Annotated in this window: 12 protein-coding genes and 3 pseudogenes; 4 read left to right on the forward strand and 11 right to left on the reverse strand. The window is 72.1% G+C overall.

The genetic code is table 11. The annotated features are described in order from the left end of the window. Positions 1 to 88 precede the first annotated feature (88 nt). The 5 genes and pseudogenes from aceE to E4N62_RS05265 all read right to left on the reverse strand — a co-directional run bounded on the left by aceE (position 89) and on the right by E4N62_RS05265 (position 9161). Complete coding sequence (gene aceE, locus E4N62_RS05245) at positions 89 to 2791, reverse strand: pyruvate dehydrogenase (acetyl-transferring), homodimeric type (protein WP_230212132.1); 2703 nt, start codon at positions 2789 to 2791, stop codon at positions 89 to 91. Positions 2792 to 3218: 427 nt separating this feature from the next. Further along, complete coding sequence (locus E4N62_RS05250; protein ID WP_045555398.1) at positions 3219 to 3860, reverse strand: GntR family transcriptional regulator; 642 nt, start codon at positions 3858 to 3860, stop codon at positions 3219 to 3221. A 257-nt stretch (positions 3861 to 4117) separates the two neighbouring features. Beyond that, positions 4118 to 5882 (reverse strand): annotated as a pseudogene (gene sucB / locus E4N62_RS05255) (2-oxoglutarate dehydrogenase, E2 component, dihydrolipoamide succinyltransferase). A gap of 59 nt (positions 5883 to 5941) precedes the next feature. Then, positions 5942 to 7330, reverse strand: a complete 1389-nt coding sequence (gene lpdA / locus E4N62_RS05260; protein ID WP_230212133.1) for a dihydrolipoyl dehydrogenase — start codon at positions 7328 to 7330, stop codon at positions 5942 to 5944. 292 nt (positions 7331 to 7622) lie between these two features. Further along, the gene (locus E4N62_RS05265; RefSeq protein ID WP_230212134.1) at positions 7623 to 9161 is read right to left on the reverse strand and encodes a leucyl aminopeptidase; all 1539 of its coding nucleotides are present in this window, start codon (positions 9159 to 9161) and stop codon (positions 7623 to 7625) included. A 767-nt stretch (positions 9162 to 9928) separates the two neighbouring features. Here E4N62_RS05265 and E4N62_RS05270 point away from each other — a divergent pair. Continuing rightward, positions 9929 to 10738: an endo alpha-1,4 polygalactosaminidase gene (locus tag E4N62_RS05270; RefSeq protein ID WP_230212135.1), complete on the forward strand. Its 810-nt coding sequence runs from the start codon at positions 9929 to 9931 to the stop codon at positions 10736 to 10738. A 24-nt stretch (positions 10739 to 10762) separates the two neighbouring features. On the opposite strand, the pseudogene E4N62_RS05275 reads toward E4N62_RS05270, so the two are convergent. Next, positions 10763 to 11570, reverse strand: a pseudogene (locus E4N62_RS05275) (adenosylcobinamide-GDP ribazoletransferase). Positions 11571 to 11640: 70 nt separating this feature from the next. On the opposite strand from E4N62_RS05275, the gene E4N62_RS05280 reads away from it, so the two are divergent. Next, positions 11641 to 12396, forward strand: a complete 756-nt coding sequence (locus E4N62_RS05280) for a hypothetical protein (protein ID WP_230212136.1) — start codon at positions 11641 to 11643, stop codon at positions 12394 to 12396. Here E4N62_RS05280 and E4N62_RS05285 read toward each other — a convergent pair. Together E4N62_RS05285 and cobT are read right to left on the reverse strand one after the other, a co-directional pair. After that, positions 12348 to 13052, reverse strand: a complete 705-nt coding sequence (locus E4N62_RS05285; RefSeq protein WP_230212137.1) for a hypothetical protein — start codon at positions 13050 to 13052, stop codon at positions 12348 to 12350. The genes E4N62_RS05280 and E4N62_RS05285 overlap by 49 nt on opposite strands. A 282-nt stretch (positions 13053 to 13334) precedes the next feature. Then, positions 13335 to 14447 carry a nicotinate-nucleotide--dimethylbenzimidazole phosphoribosyltransferase gene (gene cobT / locus E4N62_RS05290; RefSeq protein WP_230212138.1) on the reverse strand — a complete coding sequence of 371 codons (1113 nt, stop codon included), beginning with the start codon at positions 14445 to 14447 and terminating at the stop codon, positions 13335 to 13337. A 163-nt stretch (positions 14448 to 14610) separates the two neighbouring features. On the opposite strand from cobT, the gene E4N62_RS05295 reads away from it, so the two are divergent. Then, positions 14611 to 15603 (forward strand): class I SAM-dependent methyltransferase, encoded by a 993-nt coding sequence (locus E4N62_RS05295; protein ID WP_230212139.1) that lies wholly within the window; start codon positions 14611 to 14613, stop codon positions 15601 to 15603. On the opposite strand, the pseudogene E4N62_RS05300 reads toward E4N62_RS05295, so the two are convergent. After that, positions 15504 to 16705, reverse strand: a pseudogene (locus E4N62_RS05300) (bifunctional adenosylcobinamide kinase/adenosylcobinamide-phosphate guanylyltransferase). The gene E4N62_RS05295 and the pseudogene E4N62_RS05300 sit on opposite strands and share 100 nt — an antisense overlap. A gap of 347 nt (positions 16706 to 17052) precedes the next feature. On the opposite strand from E4N62_RS05300, the gene E4N62_RS05305 reads away from it, so the two are divergent. After that, positions 17053 to 17265, forward strand: a complete 213-nt coding sequence (locus E4N62_RS05305) for a hypothetical protein (RefSeq protein ID WP_033528198.1) — start codon at positions 17053 to 17055, stop codon at positions 17263 to 17265. A 244-nt stretch (positions 17266 to 17509) separates the two neighbouring features. Here the strand turns inward: E4N62_RS05305 and E4N62_RS05310 are convergent, their stop codons facing one another. Together E4N62_RS05310 and E4N62_RS05315 are read right to left on the reverse strand one after the other, a co-directional pair. Continuing rightward, positions 17510 to 18223 carry a bifunctional 2-polyprenyl-6-hydroxyphenol methylase/3-demethylubiquinol 3-O-methyltransferase UbiG gene (locus tag E4N62_RS05310; protein WP_230212464.1) on the reverse strand — a complete coding sequence of 238 codons (714 nt, stop codon included), beginning with the start codon at positions 18221 to 18223 and terminating at the stop codon, positions 17510 to 17512. An 80-nt stretch (positions 18224 to 18303) separates the two neighbouring features. Further along, positions 18304 to 18933, reverse strand: coding sequence for a DUF3043 domain-containing protein (locus tag E4N62_RS05315; RefSeq protein WP_230212140.1), 630 nt, complete (start codon positions 18931 to 18933; stop codon positions 18304 to 18306). Positions 18934 to 19082 lie beyond the last annotated feature (149 nt).

A 19082-nucleotide genomic window follows, 5' to 3' on the forward strand; every position in this document is an offset into this window, starting at 1 on the left:
CTTCAGGGGCGCGGGGAACTGCGCGAGAAGCCCCCACCGGGCCGCACTCGCCGACGAATCCGCGCCCCCGAGCTGTGAGGCGCCGCCCCTACAGCCCGTACCGCTCCCGGGCTTCCTTGACCGCCGTCGCCTTCACCTCACCACGCCGCGCGAGTTGCGCGAGCGCCGCGACGACGACGGACTGGGCGTCGACGCCGAAGTGGCGCCGCGCGGCCTCCCGGGTGTCGGAGATGCCGAACCCGTCCGCCCCGAGCGACGAGTAGTCCTGCTCCACCCACTGCGCGATCTGGTCCGGGACCTGCCGCATGTAGTCCGAGACGGCCAGCACCGGCCCCTCGGCCCCCTGCAGCGCCTGCCGCAGGAACGGCACCCGCTCCTCCCCGCGCAGCAGCGCCGCGTCGGCCTCCAGCGCGTCCCGCCGCAGCTCGCTCCAGGACGTCGCGGACCAGACGTCGGCCGCCACCCCCCACTCCTCCGCGAGCAGTTTCTGCGCCTGAAGGGCCCAGTGGATCGCCGTACCGGAGCCGAGCAGCTGCAGGCGCGGCGCGTTCGCCACCGGGGAGAGCCCCGCCGACTCGGCCGTGTTGAAGCGGTACAGGCCCTTGACGATGCCCTCGTCCACGCCCTCCACGGCCGGCTTCGCGGGCTGCGGCAGCGGCTCGTTGTAGACGGTCAGGTAGTAGAAGACGTTCGGGTCCTCGCCCGGCCGGGCCTCGCCGTACATCCGCCGCAGACCGTCCTTGACGATCGCCGCGACCTCGTAGGCGAACGCCGGGTCGTACGTCAGCGCCGCCGGGTTGGTCGCCGCGATCACCGGGGAGTGGCCGTCGGCGTGCTGCAGACCCTCGCCCGTCAGGGTCGTACGGCCGGCCGTCGCGCCGACGAGGAAGCCGCGGCCGAGCTGGTCGCCGAGCTGCCACATCTGGTCGGCGGTTCGCTGCCAGCCGAACATCGAGTAGAAGATGTAGAACGGGATCATCGCCTCGCCGTGCGTCGCGTACGACGTCGAAGCGGCGATGAAGTCGGCCATGGAGCCGGCCTCGGTGATCCCCTCGTTGAGGATCTGCCCGTCCTTGGCCTCCTTGTAGTACATCAGCTGGTCACGGTCGACCGGCTCGTACGTCTGGCCCTTGGGGGAGTAGATCCCGAGGGACGGGAAGAGTGACTCCATACCGAAGGTCCGGGCCTCGTCGGGGACGATGGGCACCCAGCGGCGGCCGGTCTGCTTGTCGCGGACCAGGTCCTTGACGAGCCGGACGAAGGCCATGGTCGTCGCCACGTTCTGCGAGCCGGAGCCCTTGTCGAAGGAGGCGAAGGTCTTGTCGGCGGCGGCCGGGAGGGGCGCCAGGGCGTGCGTACGGCGGGCGGGCGCCGGGCCGCCGAGGGCCGCGCGGCGCTCCTGGAGGTAGCGGACCTCGGGGGAGTCGGCGCCCGGGTGGCCGTAGGGCACGACCCCGTCGACGAAGTCGCTGTCCTTGATGGGGAGTTCGAGCAGATCACGCATCTGCTTGAACTCGTCCGTCGACAGCTTCTTCATCTGGTGGTTGGCGTTCTTCGACGCGAAGCCCTCGCCGAGGGTGAAGCCCTTGACGGTCTGGGCCAGGATGACGGTCGGCGCGCCCTTGAACTCGACGGCGGCCTTGTAGGCGGCGTACACCTTGCGTGCCTCGTGACCACCGCGCGAGAGGTGGAAGCACTCCAGGATCTTGTCGTCGCTCAGCAGCTTCGCCATCTCGACGAGCGCCGGGTCCTTGCCGAAGAAGTCCTGGCGGATGTAGGCGGCGTCACGGGTCTGGTACGTCTGCACCTGGGCGTCGGGCACCTCGCGCAGACGGCGTACGAGCGCGCCGGTGGTGTCCAGCTGGAACAGCTCGTCCCAGGACGAGCCCCAGAGCGTCTTGACGACGTTCCAGCCGGCGCCCCGGAACTGGGCCTCCAGCTCCTGCACGATCTTGAAGTTCGCGCGGACCGGGCCGTCGAGGCGCTGCAGGTTGCAGTTGATGACGAAGGTGAGGTTGTCCAGGCCCTCACGGGAGGCCAGGGCGAGTGCCGCCGTGGATTCGGGCTCGTCCATCTCGCCGTCGCCGAGGAACGCCCAGACGTGGGAGTTCGAGACGTCCTTGACGCCGCGGCTGGTGAGATAGCGGTTGAAGCGCGCCTGGTAGATGGCGGAGAGCGGGCCGAGGCCCATGCTCACCGTCGGGAACTCCCACAGCCAGGGCAGCCGACGCGGGTGCGGGTACGACGGGAGGCCCTCGCCGCCCGACTCGCGGCGGAAGTTGTCCAGGTGGGACTCGTTCAGCCGCCCGTCGAGGAAGGCGCGGGCGTAGATACCGGGGGAGGCGTGGCCCTGGATGTAGAGCTGGTCGCCCGAACCGTCGGCCTCCTTGCCCTTGAAGAAGTGGTTGAAGCCCGTCTCGTAGAGCCAGGCGGCGGAGGCGAAGGTGGCGATGTGGCCGCCGACGCCGTACTTGGAGCCACGGGTGACCATCGCGGCCGCGTTCCAGCGGTTCCACGCGGTGATACGGCGCTCCATCGCCTCGTCACCGGGGATGCCCGGCTCGGCGGCGGTGGGGATGGTGTTGACGTAGTCCGTCTCGAGCAGCTTGGGCAGCGCGATGCCGTTGCCCTCCGCACGCTCCAGGGTGCGGCGCATCAGGTAGGCCGCGCGGTGCGGCCCGGCCGCCTTGGTGACGGCGTCCAGCGAGGCCTGCCATTCGGCGGTCTCCTCCGGGTCGCGGTCGGGGAGCTGGTCGAGCGCGCTCGGCTGGATGGCGTGGGAGTCGGTCATTGCGCCGCCTTCCTCAGTCGAAGGGGGTTCCCTCATCGGTAAGGGTTTGGGGGTGCCCTTGGTCTTTGGCAGGACAGGGCTGGGGCTTCGGTGGAAGCCCGTCGGCGACTGTAACCCGCTGATCGATGATCGATCAAAGGGTTGCGAGCAAAATATCTTGATCACGAGAAAGTCGGCACGGGGTGCCTTCGGCGGTGGCACCGGGTGACCATTGTGATCCCGGGTTTGTGCAGGTGGGGCGGCGTTTGAGCGGGGGTTCGCTCAGGGGGTGAGTGGGTTGCGGCGCGTTGGCGGGTGCGGGTGCGTGGGGCTTCTCGCGCAGTTCCCCGCGCCCCTTGAAAGCATGGGGTGAGCCCGGGTGACCAAGGGGCGCGGGGAACTGCGCGACCAGCCCTCACGCACCCGCGGCCGAAAGCGCACCCCACCGCTACGCCGGCTCGTCGTCCGTGTGCGGGGCGCAGCCCAACACGTGGGCCTTGACCAGGTCCGCGATCCGCGGATCCCGGCGACGGAACGCGGCCACCAACTCCTCGTGCTCCTCGGCGTACGACTGCTGGACCGTCCCCAGCCACCGGATCGACAGCGCCGTGAAGACCTCGATCCCGAGCCCCTCCCACGTGTGCAGCAGCACCGAGTTGCCCGCCGCCCGCACCAGCTCGCGGTGGAACGCCACCGTGTGCCGCACCTGGGACGTACCGTCGGCGTTCCGGTCGGCCTCGTACAGCGCGGCCACGTGCGGCTCCAGCGCCGAGCAGTCCTCCGCCAGCCGCTCCGCCGCCAGCTCCGCCGCGATCGCCTCCAGGCCCGCCCGCACCGGGTAGCTCTCCTCCAGGTCGGCCGCCGTCAGGTTCCGCACCCGTACGCCCTTGTTCGGCGCGGACTCGATCAACCGCAGCGACTCCAGCTCGCGCAGTGCCTCCCGCACGGGAGTCTGGCTGACCTCCAGCTCCGTCGCGATCCGCCGCTCCACGATCCGCTCACCCGGCTTCCACCGTCCGCTCACGATCCCCTCCACGATGTGCTCGCGGATCTGTTCGCGCAGCGAGTGGACGACGGGCGCGGTGGTCATGCGGGCTCCTTCGGCGGGGGACAGAGCCCCAAGGGCGTTGACCTCTAGACAATAGAGCCGTGGCCGTTCGGTGGAGAGGCGCACGGGGGTGCTTTCGCGCAGGTGAGACGAGACTTACACGCTCCCACCGAGGACCGGTTTGTAAAGACCCGTACCGGCCAGGCTCAAGGGCCTCGTCAGGGGCGCGGCGCGAACACAGCGGTGCCCCGCCCGGAGAACTCCGGGCGGGGCACCGTCGTCACGCGTGCACCCAGGGGCTACAGACCGAGCTCGACCTCGAACTCGCCCGCCTCCAGGATCGCCTTGACGGCCGTCAGGTAACGGGCCGCGTCGGCGCCGTCGACCAGACGGTGGTCGTAGGAAAGGGTCAGGTAGGTCATGTCGCGGACGGCGATGACCGTGCCCTCCTCCGTCTCCAGGACGGCCGGGCGCTTGACCGTGGCACCGATGCCGAGGATCGCGACCTGGCCCGGCGGCACGATGATCGTGTCGAAGAGCGCGCCGCGCGAACCCGTGTTGGAGATCGTGAAGGTCGCGCCGGACAGCTCGTCGGGCGTGATCTTGTTGGCGCGGACCTTGCCGGCCAGCTCCGCCGTGGCCTTGGCGATACCGGCGATGTTGAGGTCACCGGCGTGCTTGATGACCGGGGTCATCAGGCCCTTCTCGGAGTCCACCGCGATACCGATGTTCTCGGTGTCGAAGTAGGTGATCGTGCCCTCGGCCTCGTTGATCTTGGCGTTGATGGGCGCGTGCGCCTTCAGCGCCTGGGCGGCGGCCTTGACGAAGAACGGCATCGGGGAGAGCTTGACGCCCTCGCGCGCCGCGAAGGAGTCCTTCGCGCGGGCGCGCAGCCTCATCAGACGCGTGACGTCGACCTCGACGACCGACGACAGCTGCGCCTGCTCGTGCAGCGCCTTGACCATGTTGTCGCCGATGACCTTGCGGATGCGCGGCATCTTGACGGTCTGGCCCCGGAGGGGGGACGCCTCCAGGGAGGGCGCCTTCTTCGCGGCGGCGACCGGGGCTGCGGCGGCCGGAGCCGGGGCAGCGGCGGCCTTCGCGGCCTCGGCGGCGGCGATGACGTCCTGCTTGCGGATACGACCGCCGACGCCGGTGCCCTTGACGGAGCCCAGGTCGACACCGTTCTCGGCGGCGAGCTTGCGCACCAGCGGGGTGACGTAGGCGCCCTTGTCGGTGGCCTTGGTGGCGGCGCGAGGCGCGGCCGGGGCCGGGGCAGCCGGGCGGGAGCCGGAGCGGCCGGAGCAGCGGCGACGGGTGCCGGAGCCGGGGCGGCCGGCTGCGGGTCGGAGCCGGAGCCGGAGCGGCGGGGGCGGGCGCCGGGGCAGGGGGGGGCAGCGGCGGCGGGCGCCGGAGCCGGGCAGCCGCCGGAGCGGCACCAGGGGCGCCGATGACGGCCAGCTTGGCACCGACCTCAGCGGTCTCGTCCTCGGCGACCGTGATCTCCAGCAGCACACCGGAGGTGGGCGCCGGGATCTCGGTGTCGACCTTGTCCGTGGAGACCTCGAGCAGCGGCTCGTCGGCCTCGACGGAGTCGCCGACCTCCTTCAGCCAGCGGGTGACGGTGCCCTCGGTGACGGACTCGCCGAGCGCCGGGAGGACCACGTCGGTGCCCTCGGCGGAGCCGCCGCCGGTGGCAGCCTCGGCGGTCGGGGCCTGAGCGGGGCCTCCTGCTCGGTGGAGGGCTGGGCCGCGGCGGGCTCGGGGCCGGCGCCGGAGCCGGGGCCTCCTCGGCGGCCGGGGCGGGGCGGCGGCGGGCGCGCCCGTGCCGTCGTCGATCAGTGCCAGCTCGGCGCCGACCTCGACGGTCTCGTCCTCGGCGACCTTGATGGAGGCGAGGATGCCTGCGGCGGGGGAGGGGATCTCGGTGTCGACCTTGTCGGTCGAGACCTCGAGCAGCGGCTCGTCGGCCTCTACGCGCTCACCCTCGGCCTTCAGCCAGCGGGTGACAGTGCCCTCGGTGACGCTCTCGCCGAGCGCCGGAAGGGTTACGGAAACCGCCATGGTTTCTGTTGCTCCTTAACGATTGCGGAAGTCTGGATCGTCGCTTCGTCGACCGAGGGTCAGTCGTGCGAGTGCAGCGGCTTGCCCGCGAGAGCCAGGTGGGCCTCGCCGAGCGCCTCGCTCTGCGTCGGGTGGGCGTGGATCAGCTGGGCGACCTCGGCGGGGAGGGCTTCCCAGTTGTAGATCAGCTGGGCCTCGCCCACCTGCTCGCCCATGCGGTCGCCGACCATGTGGACGCCGACCACGGCACCGTCCTTGACCTGGACGAGCTTGATCTCGCCCGAGGTGTTCAGGATCTTGCTCTTGCCGTTGCCCGCGAGGTTGTACTTCAGAGCGACGACCTTGTCCGCACCGTAGATCTCCTTGGCCTTGGCCTCGGTGATGCCCACGGAGGCGACCTCTGGGTGGCAGTACGTCACCCGGGGGACACCGTCGTAGTCGATCGGAACGGTCTTCAGGCCGGCCAGACGCTCCGCCACCAGGATGCCCTCGGCGAAGCCGACGTGCGCGAGCTGGAGCGTCGGGACCAGGTCACCGACGGCGGAGATGGTCGGGACGTTCGTGCGCATGTACTCGTCGACCAGGACGTAGCCGCGGTCCATGGCGACGCCCTGCTCCTCGTAGCCGAGACCGGCGGAGACCGGGCCACGGCCGACGGCGACGAGCAGGACCTCGGCCTCGAACTCCTTGCCGTCGGCGAGGGTGACCTTGACACCGTCCTGGGTGTACTCGGCCTTCGAGAAGAAGGTGCCCAGGTTGAACTTGATGCCGCGCTTGCGGAAGGCGCGCTCAAGAAGCTTGGAGGAGTTCTCGTCCTCGAGCGGGGCGAGGTGCTTCAGCCCCTCGATGATCGTGATGTCGGTGCCGAAGGACTTCCAGGCGGAGGCGAACTCGACGCCGATGACACCGCCGCCGAGGACGATCGCCGACTTCGGGACACGGTCCAGGACGAGAGCGTGGTCCGAGGAGATGATGCGGTCGCCGTCGATCTCCAGGCCCGGCAGCGACTTCGGCACGGAGCCGGTCGCCAGCAGGACGTGACGGCCCTGGACGCGGCGGCCGTTCACATCGACGGAGGTCGGGGAGGACAGACGGCCCTCACCCTCGATGTAGGTGACCTTGCGGGAGGCGACGAGACCCTGCAGACCCTTGTAGAGGCCGGAGATCACGCCGTCCTTGTACTTGTGCACACCGGCGATGTCGATGCCCTCGAAGGTGGCCTTCACACCGAACTGCTCGCTCTCGCGGGCCTGGTCGGCGATCTCGCCCGCGTGGAGCAGGGCCTTCGTGGGAATGCATCCCCGGTGCAGGCAGGTGCCGCCGACCTTGTCCTTCTCGATCAGGGCGACGTCCAGGCCCAGCTGAGCCCCGCGCAGGGCTGCGGCGTAACCACCGCTACCACCGCCGAGGATCACTAGGTCGAAAACGGTGCTGGCGTCGTTCGCCACGTCACGTCCTCCATGCATGTGCGCCGTACGCCGGTCGTCCGAGACCCGCGCGGCGGCTGGTGTCCGGCCGCTCTTCTTCGGCCCTATGGTGGGGGCCCTGTCCTGCCGAGCCCCATCTTCGCACTTGTCGCGGGCGAACGAGACGCCGGGCCGGGGTGTGAGACACCACACGCTCAGATGTGACAGGGGGCCGAGGGGCGGCGCCCCGTCAGGGGCGCGGGGAACTGCGCGACCGGCCGCGGCCGGCCCGCAGTCGCCCGCGTCCCTCAGGTGTCGAGCTCTTCGGCGAATGTCAGCCCAGGTCGCCGGAGGCGGCCCGCTCGGCCAGTCGCACCAGCGTCCGCACGGCGGTCCCGGTCCCGCCCTTCGGCGTGTACCCGAACGGGCCGCCCTCGTTGAACGCCGGCCCCGCGATGTCCAGGTGCGCCCAGGTGATGCCCTCGCCCACGAACTCCTTCAGGAACAGCCCCGCGACCAGTCCGCCGCCGGCCCGCTCGCCCATGTTCGCGATGTCGGCGGTCGGCGAGTCCATGCCCTTGCGCAGGTGGTCCGGCAGCGGCATCGGCCACGCCGGCTCGCCGGACTCCTCGGCGGCCTCGTGCACCGCGGAGCGGAACGCGTCGTCGTTGGCCATGATCCCGAAGGTCCTGTTGCCCAGCGCCAGCATCATCGCCCCGGTCAGCGTCGCCACGTCGACGATCGCGTCCGGCTTGTCCTCGGACGCCTTGGCGAGCGCGTCGGCCAGGACCAGGCGGCCCTCGGCGTCGGTGTTCAGCACCTCCACCGTCTTGCCGCTGTACATGCGCAGCACATCACCCGGGCGGGTGGCGGAGCCGGACGGCATGTTCTCGGCGAGGGCGAGCCAGCCCGTGACGTTGACCTCCAGCTTGAGCCGGGCGGCGGCGACGACCGCGGCGAACACGGCGGCGGCACCGCTCATGTCGCACTTCATCGTCTCGTTGTGCCCGGCGGGCTTGAGCGAGATACCGCCCGAGTCGTACGTGATGCCCTTGCCGACGAACGCCAGGTGCTTCTTCGCCTTGGAGCTGGTGTACGACAGCTGCACCAGCCGGGGCGTGGCAGCCGAGCCCGCGCCGACGCCGAGGATGCCGCCGTAGCCGCCCTTGGCGAGCGCCTTCTCGTCGAGGACGGTCACCTTGATGCCGTGCTCCTTGGCCGCGGTCTGCGCGACGGCGGCGAAGGCCTCGGGGTCGAGGTCGTTCGGCGGGGTGTTGATGAGGTCGCGGGCGCGGTTCAGCTCCTCGGTCACCGCGACCGCGCGCTCGACCGCCGCCTTGTGGGCCTTGTCGCGAGGCTTCGCGCCGAGCAGGACGACATCGGAGAGCGGCGCCTTGCCGTTCTTCGCCTTCGCGTCCTTGCCCTGCTCCTTGTAGGCGTCGAAGGAGTACGCGCCGAGCAGCGCACCCTCGGCGACGGCGGCCACGGCGGCGGCGTCGACCACGGGCAGCGCGAACGCGGCCTTCTTCGTGCCGGTCAGGGCGCGGGCCGCGGCACCGGCCGCGCGGCGCAGCGTCTCCGCGTCGAACGAGCCGTCCTTCTCGGGCACCGCGCCCAGGCCCACCGCCACCACGAGCGGAGCCTTGAAGCCGGACGGCGCGGGCAGCTTGGTCACCTCGCCCTCGGCGCCCGCGGCGCCGAGGGTCTCCAGGAGGCCTGCCAGCTTGCCGTCGTACGCCTGGTCCACGGCCTCGGCACCCGGCGCTACGACCAGGTCCCCGGACCGGGATGCAGGGCCCTTCGCGACACCGACCACGAGCGCGTCGACCCGGAGGCCCGACGCGGCGGCGGTGCTGAGAGTGAGAGCAGTCACGGTGGTGAAATCTCGCTTCCGATTGAGTTTCGGTGGCCGAACGGATGGGTCGACGTGCCGGGAACGAGCCTAGGCCCTTGTTCGGCCCATCGGACCTGGAGCGTCGGCCGGTTGCGCCGCGCCGTCCGTATGGCGTCCGCTGCGACCAGCCTCCCCGACTTTGCCTCCCGGACGTGCAGGGAGATCCCCATGGCTGAGGGATAGGGGGATCCCTTGTCGCGGCTGCGCGGGGCGCGCGTCCATGGTCCTCGCGCGTGGTGCCGACCGTCTTCGCGCGTAGCGTCGGAGACCGATTTCGATCATCCCTGCGGGCGTTCACCCCTATGTGACTTCATGGTCATTTTCGTGCGCTCATGTGCCCTGACCTGGGTGAGACCCGTCCCGCCGGTGAGTGATCAACTCATCTCATCGGTCTGCATCGTTTCCACAGCTTCCCCTCGGTGCGGCCGTTCAGTCCGGCCCCGGGGGAACTTCTCGGGGAAAGGGCGAACATGGCGCACAGCATCGACCAAGTGGCCTCCGAGCCAAGCGAGTTCGAGCACTACCGACGGCTCGCCGCAGCCGTCTGGGGCGCCGGCGCCGACACCCTCGCCCTCAACCGCGGGGGCTCGGGGCGCGGGTGTGCCATCTGGTGCACGGGGTGCCGCCGGGCATCGACGTCACGTCGCGGGTGTCGCCCACGCGCGGGGCGCCTCCGTGCACTGCGCGGTGCCCGGGGTGGGGGATCATCCCTGGAGTACGTCGCCGCACGCCTTGGAGCCCCCACGATGAGTCGCGTCCTCGCCCGCAGCGCCCTGCTGCCCCTCCTCCTGCTGACGGTGGGGTGCACGAGCGCCTCCGACGACCGGCCCGGCACCGGACGGGCGACGGGCGAGAGCGCCCGCTGGCGACCGGAGCCGGGCATCGAGTGGCAGTGGCAGCTCAGCGGGCGCCTGGACACCTCCGTCGACGTCCCCGTGTACGACATCGACGGCTTCGACCAGTCGGCCGACACCGTCGCCGAGCTGCACGACGACGGCCGCAAGGTCATCTGCTACCTCTCCACCGGGGCCTGGGAGGACTGGCGTCCGGACGCCGACGACTTCCCGAAGGCGGTGATAGGCAAGGGCAACGGCTGGGAGGGCGAACGCTGGCTCGACATCCGCGCCACCGACGTCCTCGAACCGCTGATGGCCGCCCGTATCGACATGTGCGCGGAGAAGGGCTTCGACGCGGTCGAGCCCGACAACATGGACGGCTACCGCAACGACACCGGCTTCCCCCTCACGGCCGCCGACCAGCTCCGCTACAACCGCCTCGTCGCCCGCCTCGCCCACGAACGGGGCCTCGCGGTCGGCCTGAAGAACGACCTCGACCAGATACCCGAACTCGTCGACGACTTCGACTTCGCGGTCAACGAACAGTGCGCCCAGTTCGAGGAATGCGAGGACCTCACCCCGTTCATCGAGGCGGGCAAGGCCGTCTTCCACGTCGAGTACGAGATGGAGACGGGCGACTTCTGCCCCGAGGCCCGCCGACTGGAGCTGAGCTCGCTGCTGAAGAAGTGGGAGCTGGGGGTGTGGCGGGAGGCCTGCTGACCCCTGGCAGGAGGGGCAGGGAGCTCAGCCGAGGGTGAGGACCACCAGCGCCGCCGTCGCCGCCGTCTCCGCGAGACCGCCGAACACATCACCGGTGACGCCCCCGAACCGCCGGACGCAGTGCCGCAGGAGCACCTCGGCGGCCGCACAGGCGAGGACGACCGCGAGGACCGTACGGCCGATGTCGTACGGCCCGAACAGCGCGCCCGTGCCCGCCGCCACGCACCCGGTCAACGCGGCCACGAGCAGCGCGCCGCGCACCGGCACCACCCGGCCACCGCCGCCCCAGCCCCTCCGGCCGGGCGGCGGGCACCCCGGCCCGCGCGGCCAGGGTCAGGGCCAGCCGGGCGGTGGTCGCGCCGACCACCGCCGCGAGCGCGCCCAGTGCCCAGGACTCGCCGTACGCCTCGGTGAGCGCGGCGACCTGGGCCAGCAGGACGAGGACGAGGGTGACGACACCGAACGGCCCGATGTCCGACTGCTTCATGATCCGCAGGGCGTCCTCGGCGGGCCTGCCGCTGCCGAGGCCGTCGGCGGTGTCGGCGAGCCCGTCCAGGTGCAGCCCCCGGGTGAGGGCGGCCGGCACGGCGACGGAGGCCACGGCGGCGAGCAGCGGCCCGGCCCCCAGGAACAGCAGGAGGCCGCCGAGCAGGGCCGCGCCCAGGCCGACGACCAGCCCGGCGACGGGCGCGCACAGCATCCCGGCGCGCGCCGCCTCACGGTCCCAGCGGCGCACGGTCACCGGCAGCACGGTGAGGGTGCCGAAGGCGAACCGCAGGCCGTCGGCGAGCGTCGGACGGGACGGGACAGGGGGCTCGGGGGGCGTGGACACCGGCGCAGGCTACCCGTCGCGGTGGAGCGGCTCGGCGGCGCCCGGGAGCAGTGCTGGATAAAGTTCGCATATGGGTTACTGGTGGGAGCGGAACATCATCGAGCCGGGCAAACTGCCGCTGCTGTTCGCGCTCACCGCGTTCATCCTGACGTTCCTGATCACCCGGGTCGTCACCCGTCTCATCCGGGCGGGCAAGGGACCGTTCCGCAACATCAGCGGCAGCGGTGGCGTCCACATCCACCACGTCGTCCCCGGGGTCGTGCTCACCGTCGTCGGCGGATTCGGCGCGGTGGCCAGCGACGGGCACGGTTTCGGAACGCTGATCTCCGCCGTGCTGTTCGGCATGGGCGCGGGTCTGGTGCTGGACGAGTTCGCGCTGATCCTGCATCTCGACGACGTGTACTGGAGCGAGGCCGGCCGCAAGAGCGTCGAGATGGTCGTGCTGACGGCCGCCCTGGTGGGGCTGATGCTGGTCGGCTTCCTGCCCTTCGGCGTCAACGACCTCAGCGAGGAGGAACTCCAGGACCGGGGAGCCGTCATGGTCAGCATGGGGACGAACTTCCTCGTCGCCCTGATCGCCCTCGCCAAGGGCAAGGCCCGCACCGCGATCTTCGGCGTGATCATCCCGATCGTCGCCGTCGTCGGAGCCGTCCGGCTGGCCCGCCCCACCTCCGCCTGGGCCCGCCGCTTCTACCGCCGCAGACCGCGCGCCCGCGCCCGCGCCTGGAAGCGCGCCTACCGCCACGACCGCCGCTGGTCGGGCCCCAGCCGCCGCTTTCAGGACTGGATCGGCGGCACCCCGGACGCGACCCCCGAGCGCCACTGACGGACGGCCTGCGCCGCGCACACCACCAGCACCGCCGCGATGGCCGCCAGATGCTCCTTGCCCGCGAGGTTCTCCTTCACCAGCACCTCGACGGCCATCGCCACGACCACCGCGCCCGCCGTGACGTACGCCCGGTACCGCCAGCCCGCGTACACGGCGAGCCCGACCACGGCCGCCGACGGGCCGGTGTCCACGACCTGCGCGTCCGACGCGGGCAGCCCGAGGAGGGGGACGTCCGGACCGAGCGCGACGCCCACGCGCGCGTACAACGTGCCGGCCAGCGTGGCCAGGTACGCGACCGCGAGGGTCCGCAGCCGTCCCAGACAGATCTCCGCGATACCGAACACGATCAGGATCTGCGCCAGCGCGCCCCACACCGGCAGGTCCAGCGCCGGTACGAACAGGGAGAGCGGGGTGCGCGCCAGGGCCGTCCAGAGCGGGTCCTCCGCCCGGACGGCGCCGACGTTCTCGACGAACCGGTAGCCCCAGGACTGCTGGTGCGTGACGTGGACGACGGCCGCGAGACAGACGGCCGTGACCGTCATCCAGATCGCGCGCAGCCGACGGCGGGCCAGGGGTGGGCGCACGGCGGCGTACAGGAGCCCCCACTCTGCGCGGGCCCAGCGGGCGACCCTGCCCGTACGCGTCTGCTTCATCCTCACGCCGTCAGAAGACAGGACGGGGGAGTGTGAAGTTGAGCGGGGTCGGAGTGATGCTGATCTCGTCGGGTTCCTGTGGGGTGCGTTGTCGGGTGCGGCTCCGGCGGGGCTTCTCGCGCAGTTCCCCGCGCCCCTAAGTGATCAGGCCTCCGCGGTCCTGAGGGGCGACCGGCGGCGGGCCTGAAAAGCACGGGGCGCACCCCTCTGCTTTCAGGGGCGCGGGGAACTGCGCGAGAAGCCCCACGCACCCGCACCCGACAACGCAACCCCCGAGGCCACCTACGTCGCGTCGTACTCCTCCGCGACGTTCTTCTCCTCGGCCTTCCCCGGCCCCACCACCCCGTCGGCCTCCCGCTCAGGCAGTTCCGCCGCCAACGCCGCCGCGGCCCGCACCAGCGGCAGCGCCAGCAGCGCGCCCGCGCCCTCGCCGGCCTTCACCCCGTGGTCGAGCAGCGGCTCGACGGCCATCCGGTCCAGCGCCTTGGCCTGTGCCGGCTCCCCGCTGCCCTGCCCGGCCAGCCACCAGTCCGGCGCCCGGAACGCGACCCGCTGGGCGACCAGCGCGCACGCCGCCGACACCACCCCGTCCAGGATCACCGGCGTCTTGCGCACCGCGCTCTGCAGCAGGAACCCGGTCATGGCGGCCAGATCCGCCCCACCCACGGTCGCCAGCAACTGCAACTGGTCCCCGAGCACCGGCCGGGCCCGCCGCAGGGAGTCCCGTACGGCCGCGCACTTGCGCATCCACGCCAGATCGTCGATCGCCCGCCCACCGCGCCCGGTCACGACCGACGCATCGGTCCCGCACAGCCCGGCGACGAGGACCGCCGCCGCCGTGGTTCCCCCGACACTCACATCACCGAGGACGACGAGGTCGGTCCCGGAGTCCGCCTCCTCGTCCGCGAGGGCGACGCCCACCCGGAAGGCGGCCTCCGCCTCCTGAGCCGTCAGCGCGTCCTCGACGTCGATACGCCCGGACCCGCGCCGCACCCGATGCCGTACGACCTCGGCGGGCAATGCCTCCGGGTCGCAGTCCAGCGCGAGGTCCACCACACGGACGGGTACGCCGAGTTGCCGGGCCAGCACCGCCACCGGGCTGCTGCCGTCCAGGACGCCCCGCACCAGCTCCACCGCGGTGCCCGCGGCCCGCGCGGAGACGCCGAGTTCGGCGATCCCGTGGTCGCCCGCGAACAGCAGCACCCGGGGCCGTTCGATCGGCCGCACCGGCACGGCCGACTGCGCCGCCGCCAGCCACTCACCCAGTTCGTCGAGGCGGCCCAGCGCCCCGGGCGGCACGATCTGCCTCTCCCGACGCGCCTCGGCGTCGCGGCGCACCCCACCGTCGGGGCGCTCGATCAGATCGGTGAAGTCGTCGAGATTAAGCGAGCTCATTCGCCGAACAGTACCGGCAGGGATCGAACACGACCGCGCCACACCATGGCCCCGCGACGCATGTACGTCCCACCGCGCCAACGGCACGTCATTGCACCGGGGACCGGGCTCACGTACGTACCTTTTTGGGGCGAATGTCCCTACGTCGCCCGCAGGAGCCGCCATGTCCCCCACCCCGCGGCCGGAGCCCGGCCCACTCGCGCCGGGAGTCGACCCCTTCCACGAACCGCGCCGGGAGGACTGCCCCTGGTGCGGCTCGCGGCAGTTGCGTACGCGGGTGCGCGCGCCGGAGGGGCGGCGGCGTACACCGGGCACGTTCGTGGTGGACGAGTGCCGGGACTGCGCGCACGCCTTCCAGAACCCCCGGCCCACGGCGGACGGGCTGCTGCTGCGGTACCACCAGCACGCCGCCGAGGACGAGTTCGGCACGCACTCCCTCGGGCGGCGCCGCCGCCGGCACCTGCGGGGCGCCGCCCGCGCGCTGCTGAGATATCCCGAACCGGAGAGCTGGCTCGACGTCGGCACCGGACACGGCCACTTCCCGGAGATCGCGCATGAGATCCACCCGTACACCTCCTTCGACGGTCTCGACCCGACCCCGCGCGTCGACCGGGCCTGGGAGGCGGGGCGCGTGGAGGAGGCGTACCGGGGCCTGCTCACCGACCCCGAGATCACCACGCTACTGCGCGCCCGCTACGACGTGGTGAGCATGCTCCACCACCTCGAACACACCGCCGATCCCCGCGAGGAGCTCCGTGCCGCCCGCGCCGTGCTGCGCCCCGGCGGCCTGCTGCTGCTCGAAGTCCCGGACCCGGCCCGCCCTTTGGGCCGCTGCCCGCCAGGAACCGGCGCCTCTGGAAGCCGTGCGACCGCCCCGCCCCCTGCACCTCGTGCCCCTGCGCAACCTGCTCGCCGAACTGCGCTCCCTGGGCTTCGAGGTCCTCACGGCCCGCCCGTGCACCCCCTCCCGCCCCGCGCACCGCATCCTCGCGCGCCGCGCCACACCACCGGCCGCCCCGCAGCCCCCGGGCGCCGATGGTCGAACGGGCGGACCCCTCAACCCCGTAGCGACAGCGCCCGCCCCGCCACCACCAGCAGCACGTGTTCGCACTCCTGCGCGAAGGCCGCGTTCAGACGGCCGAGTTCATCGCGGTAGCGGCGGCCGGAGGCGGTGGCGGGGACGATGCCGGAGCCGACCTCGTTGGAGACGGCGACCAGTGTGCGGCGCGTGTGCCGTACGGCCTCGGTGAGCTCGGTGACACGCGCCCGGAGTGCGCGCTCCCCGCCCCGGCCCACTCCGCGTCGTCCCACGCCCCCACCGCGTCCATGGCGTCCGTCAGCCACAGCGAGAGACAGTCGAGCAGCAGCGGCGCCCCGTCGTCGTCCTTCAGCAGCGGGACGAGGTCGCAGGTCTCGACCGTGCGCCAGGAACCGGGCCGCCGCTCGCGGTGCGCGGTGACCCGCTCGGCCCACTCCCCGTCACCGCCCCGCAGTCCGCCGGTGGCCACGTACAGGACGTCCGGGAACGCCTCCAGCCGCCGCTCGGCCTCCACCGACTTCCCGGACCGCGCCCCGCCGAGCACCAGCGTGCGCCGCGGCACATCGGGGACGTCCTCGTAGGCGCCGACCACCAGCGTCGTCCCGTCCGGCACGGTGCGCGCGCCCGCCGCCGCGAGCCGGCGCGGCAACTCGCCGTCCGCCGGCACGTCGTGGCCGATGTGCACGGCCACGACATCGGTCGTCGGGCCCACCGCCCCCGCCGCCCGCAGCCGGGCCAGCGCGTCCGGCCGCCCCAGCACGTCGAGGAGCACCATGTCGTACGGCTCCGACGGCCCCTCCACACCGGCGGGCGCGGCCCCCGGCGGCAGATACAGCAGCCGCCGGCCGCCCGGACCGGTCACCGCGTACCCGGTCCCGGGCGAGTCCAGGGCCAGTGCCCGCACCCGGTGTCCGCTCAGCAGCGCCAGCTCCCGCCCGTCCGGCACCCGCACGGGCTGCGGCAACCCCGTCGGCACCTCCACGGCGGGCCCGTCGTGCGGGTGCGACAGCAGGACCTGCCGTACTCCGGTGAGCGTGCGCCCGGCGCGCGCGGCCGCAAGGGCGGCGCCCGGAGTGAGGTCGAGCAGCAGTGTGCCGTCCACGAGCAGCGCGGTCGCCCCGCGCGCGGCCACACCGAGCGCGGTCGCGCACACCGCACACGGACAGTCGGGGCGGGGCAGCCCCGCGGGAGCGCCGGTGCCGAGCAATGTCAGTTCCACGTAGACGATTTTCCCGCGTCCCGATGAGTACTCGCAGATCTTGCGCGTCCGACCTAGGGTCTGTCCGTCGGATCAGGTCACAGGGGGGGCCGCGGCGCCTCATGAGCACCGGTGAGCGGGGTCCGGTGCGTGCGGCTGCAAGGCGGAGGAGGGAGTCGACGCGGAGCGATGGGGGCCCCTCCCGCTCGAGCGAAGCCGAGAGTGGCGGAGACCGACGACACGCGGCAGACGTGCGTGCCGGACCCCGCGTCTGGGACATGATCCGACGGACAGGCCCTAGGCTCAGGGGGAACCGGATCTTGCTCGGTGCCGGGTGCGGTGCCGGGCCGGTACTTACGGAGGCTCACATGGCGGCATGGACGTGGCGGTTCGAGAAGGCCGACGGGACGGAGGTCCAGCCCGCGGTCCAGCCCGAGGAGTTCACGACCCAGGGGGATGCCGAGTCGTGGATCGGCGAGCACTGGAAAGCGCTGCTGGAGGGTGGCGCCGACCAGGTCCGTCTCTTCGAGGACACGACGGAGATCTACGGGCCGATGAGCCTGCACGCGCAGGACGCGTAGCGCTCCGCGGGTGGGGCGGGGTCCTGCGGGGCTCCGCCCCGATCCCCGTGGGGGCGGACGGGTGTGTTGTCGGGTGCGGGTGGGTGGGGGCTTCTCGCGCAGTTCCCCGCGCCCCTGGAGCAGGCTGCGCCCCGTGCTTTCGGCCCGAAGGGGCCGGAGGCCCTTCAGGGGCGCGGGGAACTGCGCGAAGCCCCACCCACCCGCACCCGCCGACGAGACCCGCACCCCGAGCCGCTGGGCGCCCTCAGCCTCGCACCCCGCACAGGTGCAGCAACGCCGCCACCTGGCGATAAGGATCCGTCCGCCCGGCCCGCTCCTCCGCCGCGAGGAGCGCATCGAGGTCCCCCTGCCCGTCGGGCAGCCCCGCGTCGTCCGCGGCGAGGTCCGTGAACACCCGCACCCCGTACCAGGCGTGCAACGGCGCCCCGATCCCCGCGAGCGCGTCCGTCAAGGTCTCCAACCGATCCGCCCGCACATCCAGCCCGAGCCGGTTCCGGTACGCAGTGGTGTCGAACGCGGCCAGCGCCCCAGCCCAGTCCCCGGCGAGCCCCGCCCGCATCGCGAGCGCGTCCCCGTTGCGGACGAGCAGCGACAGCAGCCCACTCGGCGCCAGCATTCGCGCCAGCCCGGCCAGCAGGGCGTCGGGCTCCTCGACGTACATCAGCACCCCGTGACAGAGCACCACGTCGAAGCTGCCCGGCAGGAAGTGCACACCCGTGTCCCGGCCGTCCCCCTCGACGATCCGCATCCGCCCTCGGATGCCCTCGGGCTCGGCGGCGACCGCCTCCCGGGCCACGGCGATCAGCTTCGACTCGCGCTCGATGCCGGTCACCGCGTGTCCGGCCCGGGCCAGCCGCAGCGCCTGCGTGCCCTGCCCCATGCCCACGTCGAGCACCCGGAGCCGCTGCCCGACCGGGAAACGTCCGGCAATCTGCTCGTCGACCTGGCGCGAGACCAGCTCCTGTCGCACGACCTCACGCAGGGTGCCCAGTCGGTCCAGCCATGCCTGCGCGGCACCTTGTGAGAAAGGGGTGGTGCTCAGGGCCGCTCTCCGCGCTTGACCTGCGGCTTGGGCAGCCGGAGGCGACGCATCTGGAGCGTGCGCATGAGGGCGTAGGCCACGGCGCCCTTGGTGTTCGCGTCGGGGAAGCGCTCGCGCAGCTGCTTCTTCAGACGGAACCCGAGGCTGATCGAGTCGACCACGATCAGCACGATCACGAAGAGCCACAGCAGCAGCGCGATGTTCTGCAGCGACGGCACCTGCACCATGCTCAGCACGAGGATGATCACGGCCAGCGGCAGGAAGAATTCCGCGATGTGGAACCGCGAGTCCACGTAGTCACGGGCGAACCGGCGGACCGGGCCCTTGTCCCGGGCCGGCAGATAGCGCTCGTCACCGGTGGCCAGCGCCTGGCGCTGCTTCTCCATCGCGGCACGGCGCTCGTCGCGGGAGCGTTTGGCGGCCTCCTTGCGCGTCGTCGGCGTATTGGCGACGCTTCGGCGCTGCCCCTGGGCCACACTCCGTTTCGGAGTGGGGCGCCCCTTGGGGGCCTGCGGGTCACGGGTCTGCTTGGAGTCGGTCACCAGCGCCTTGTCGGCGACCGATTCCTTCTCGCTCTTGGCGCGGCTACGGAACACAAAACCCAAGGGTACGGGGTGCCGGGGCATGGACCCCAGTCGAGTGGGGAACGATCCGGCAACACCCGGCGTCCGTACTGGAGACAGAGCTGGGGCGACAGTTCGGAAAAGGGGGAGCGCGGTGACGGTTCGTCCGTAGCGGAGCTGAGGTGTTCCGGGGAGCGGCCCGTACGCAACCC

This window comes from Streptomyces sp. MNU76, from assembly GCF_020982545.1.
GTDB lineage: Bacteria > Actinomycetota > Actinomycetes > Streptomycetales > Streptomycetaceae > Streptomyces.

Coding starts and splice junctions, on each gene's coding strand:
- aceE (WP_230212132.1), bottom strand. CDS start 2,791: ATGACCGACTCCCACGCCATCCAGCCGAGCGCGCTCGACCAGCTCCCC.
- E4N62_RS05250 (WP_045555398.1), bottom strand. CDS start 3,860: ATGACCACCGCGCCCGTCGTCCACTCGCTGCGCGAACAGATCCGCGAG.
- E4N62_RS05270 (WP_230212135.1), top strand. CDS start 9,929: ATGAGTCGCGTCCTCGCCCGCAGCGCCCTGCTGCCCCTCCTCCTGCTG.
- E4N62_RS05280 (WP_230212136.1), top strand. CDS start 11,641: ATGGGTTACTGGTGGGAGCGGAACATCATCGAGCCGGGCAAACTGCCG.
- E4N62_RS05285 (WP_230212137.1), bottom strand. CDS start 13,052: ATGAAGCAGACGCGTACGGGCAGGGTCGCCCGCTGGGCCCGCGCAGAG.
- cobT (WP_230212138.1), bottom strand. CDS start 14,447: ATGAGCTCGCTTAATCTCGACGACTTCACCGATCTGATCGAGCGCCCC.
- E4N62_RS05295 (WP_230212139.1), top strand. CDS start 14,611: ATGTCCCCCACCCCGCGGCCGGAGCCCGGCCCACTCGCGCCGGGAGTC.
- E4N62_RS05305 (WP_033528198.1), top strand. CDS start 17,053: ATGGCGGCATGGACGTGGCGGTTCGAGAAGGCCGACGGGACGGAGGTC.
- E4N62_RS05315 (WP_230212140.1), bottom strand. CDS start 18,933: ATGCCCCGGCACCCCGTACCCTTGGGTTTTGTGTTCCGTAGCCGCGCC.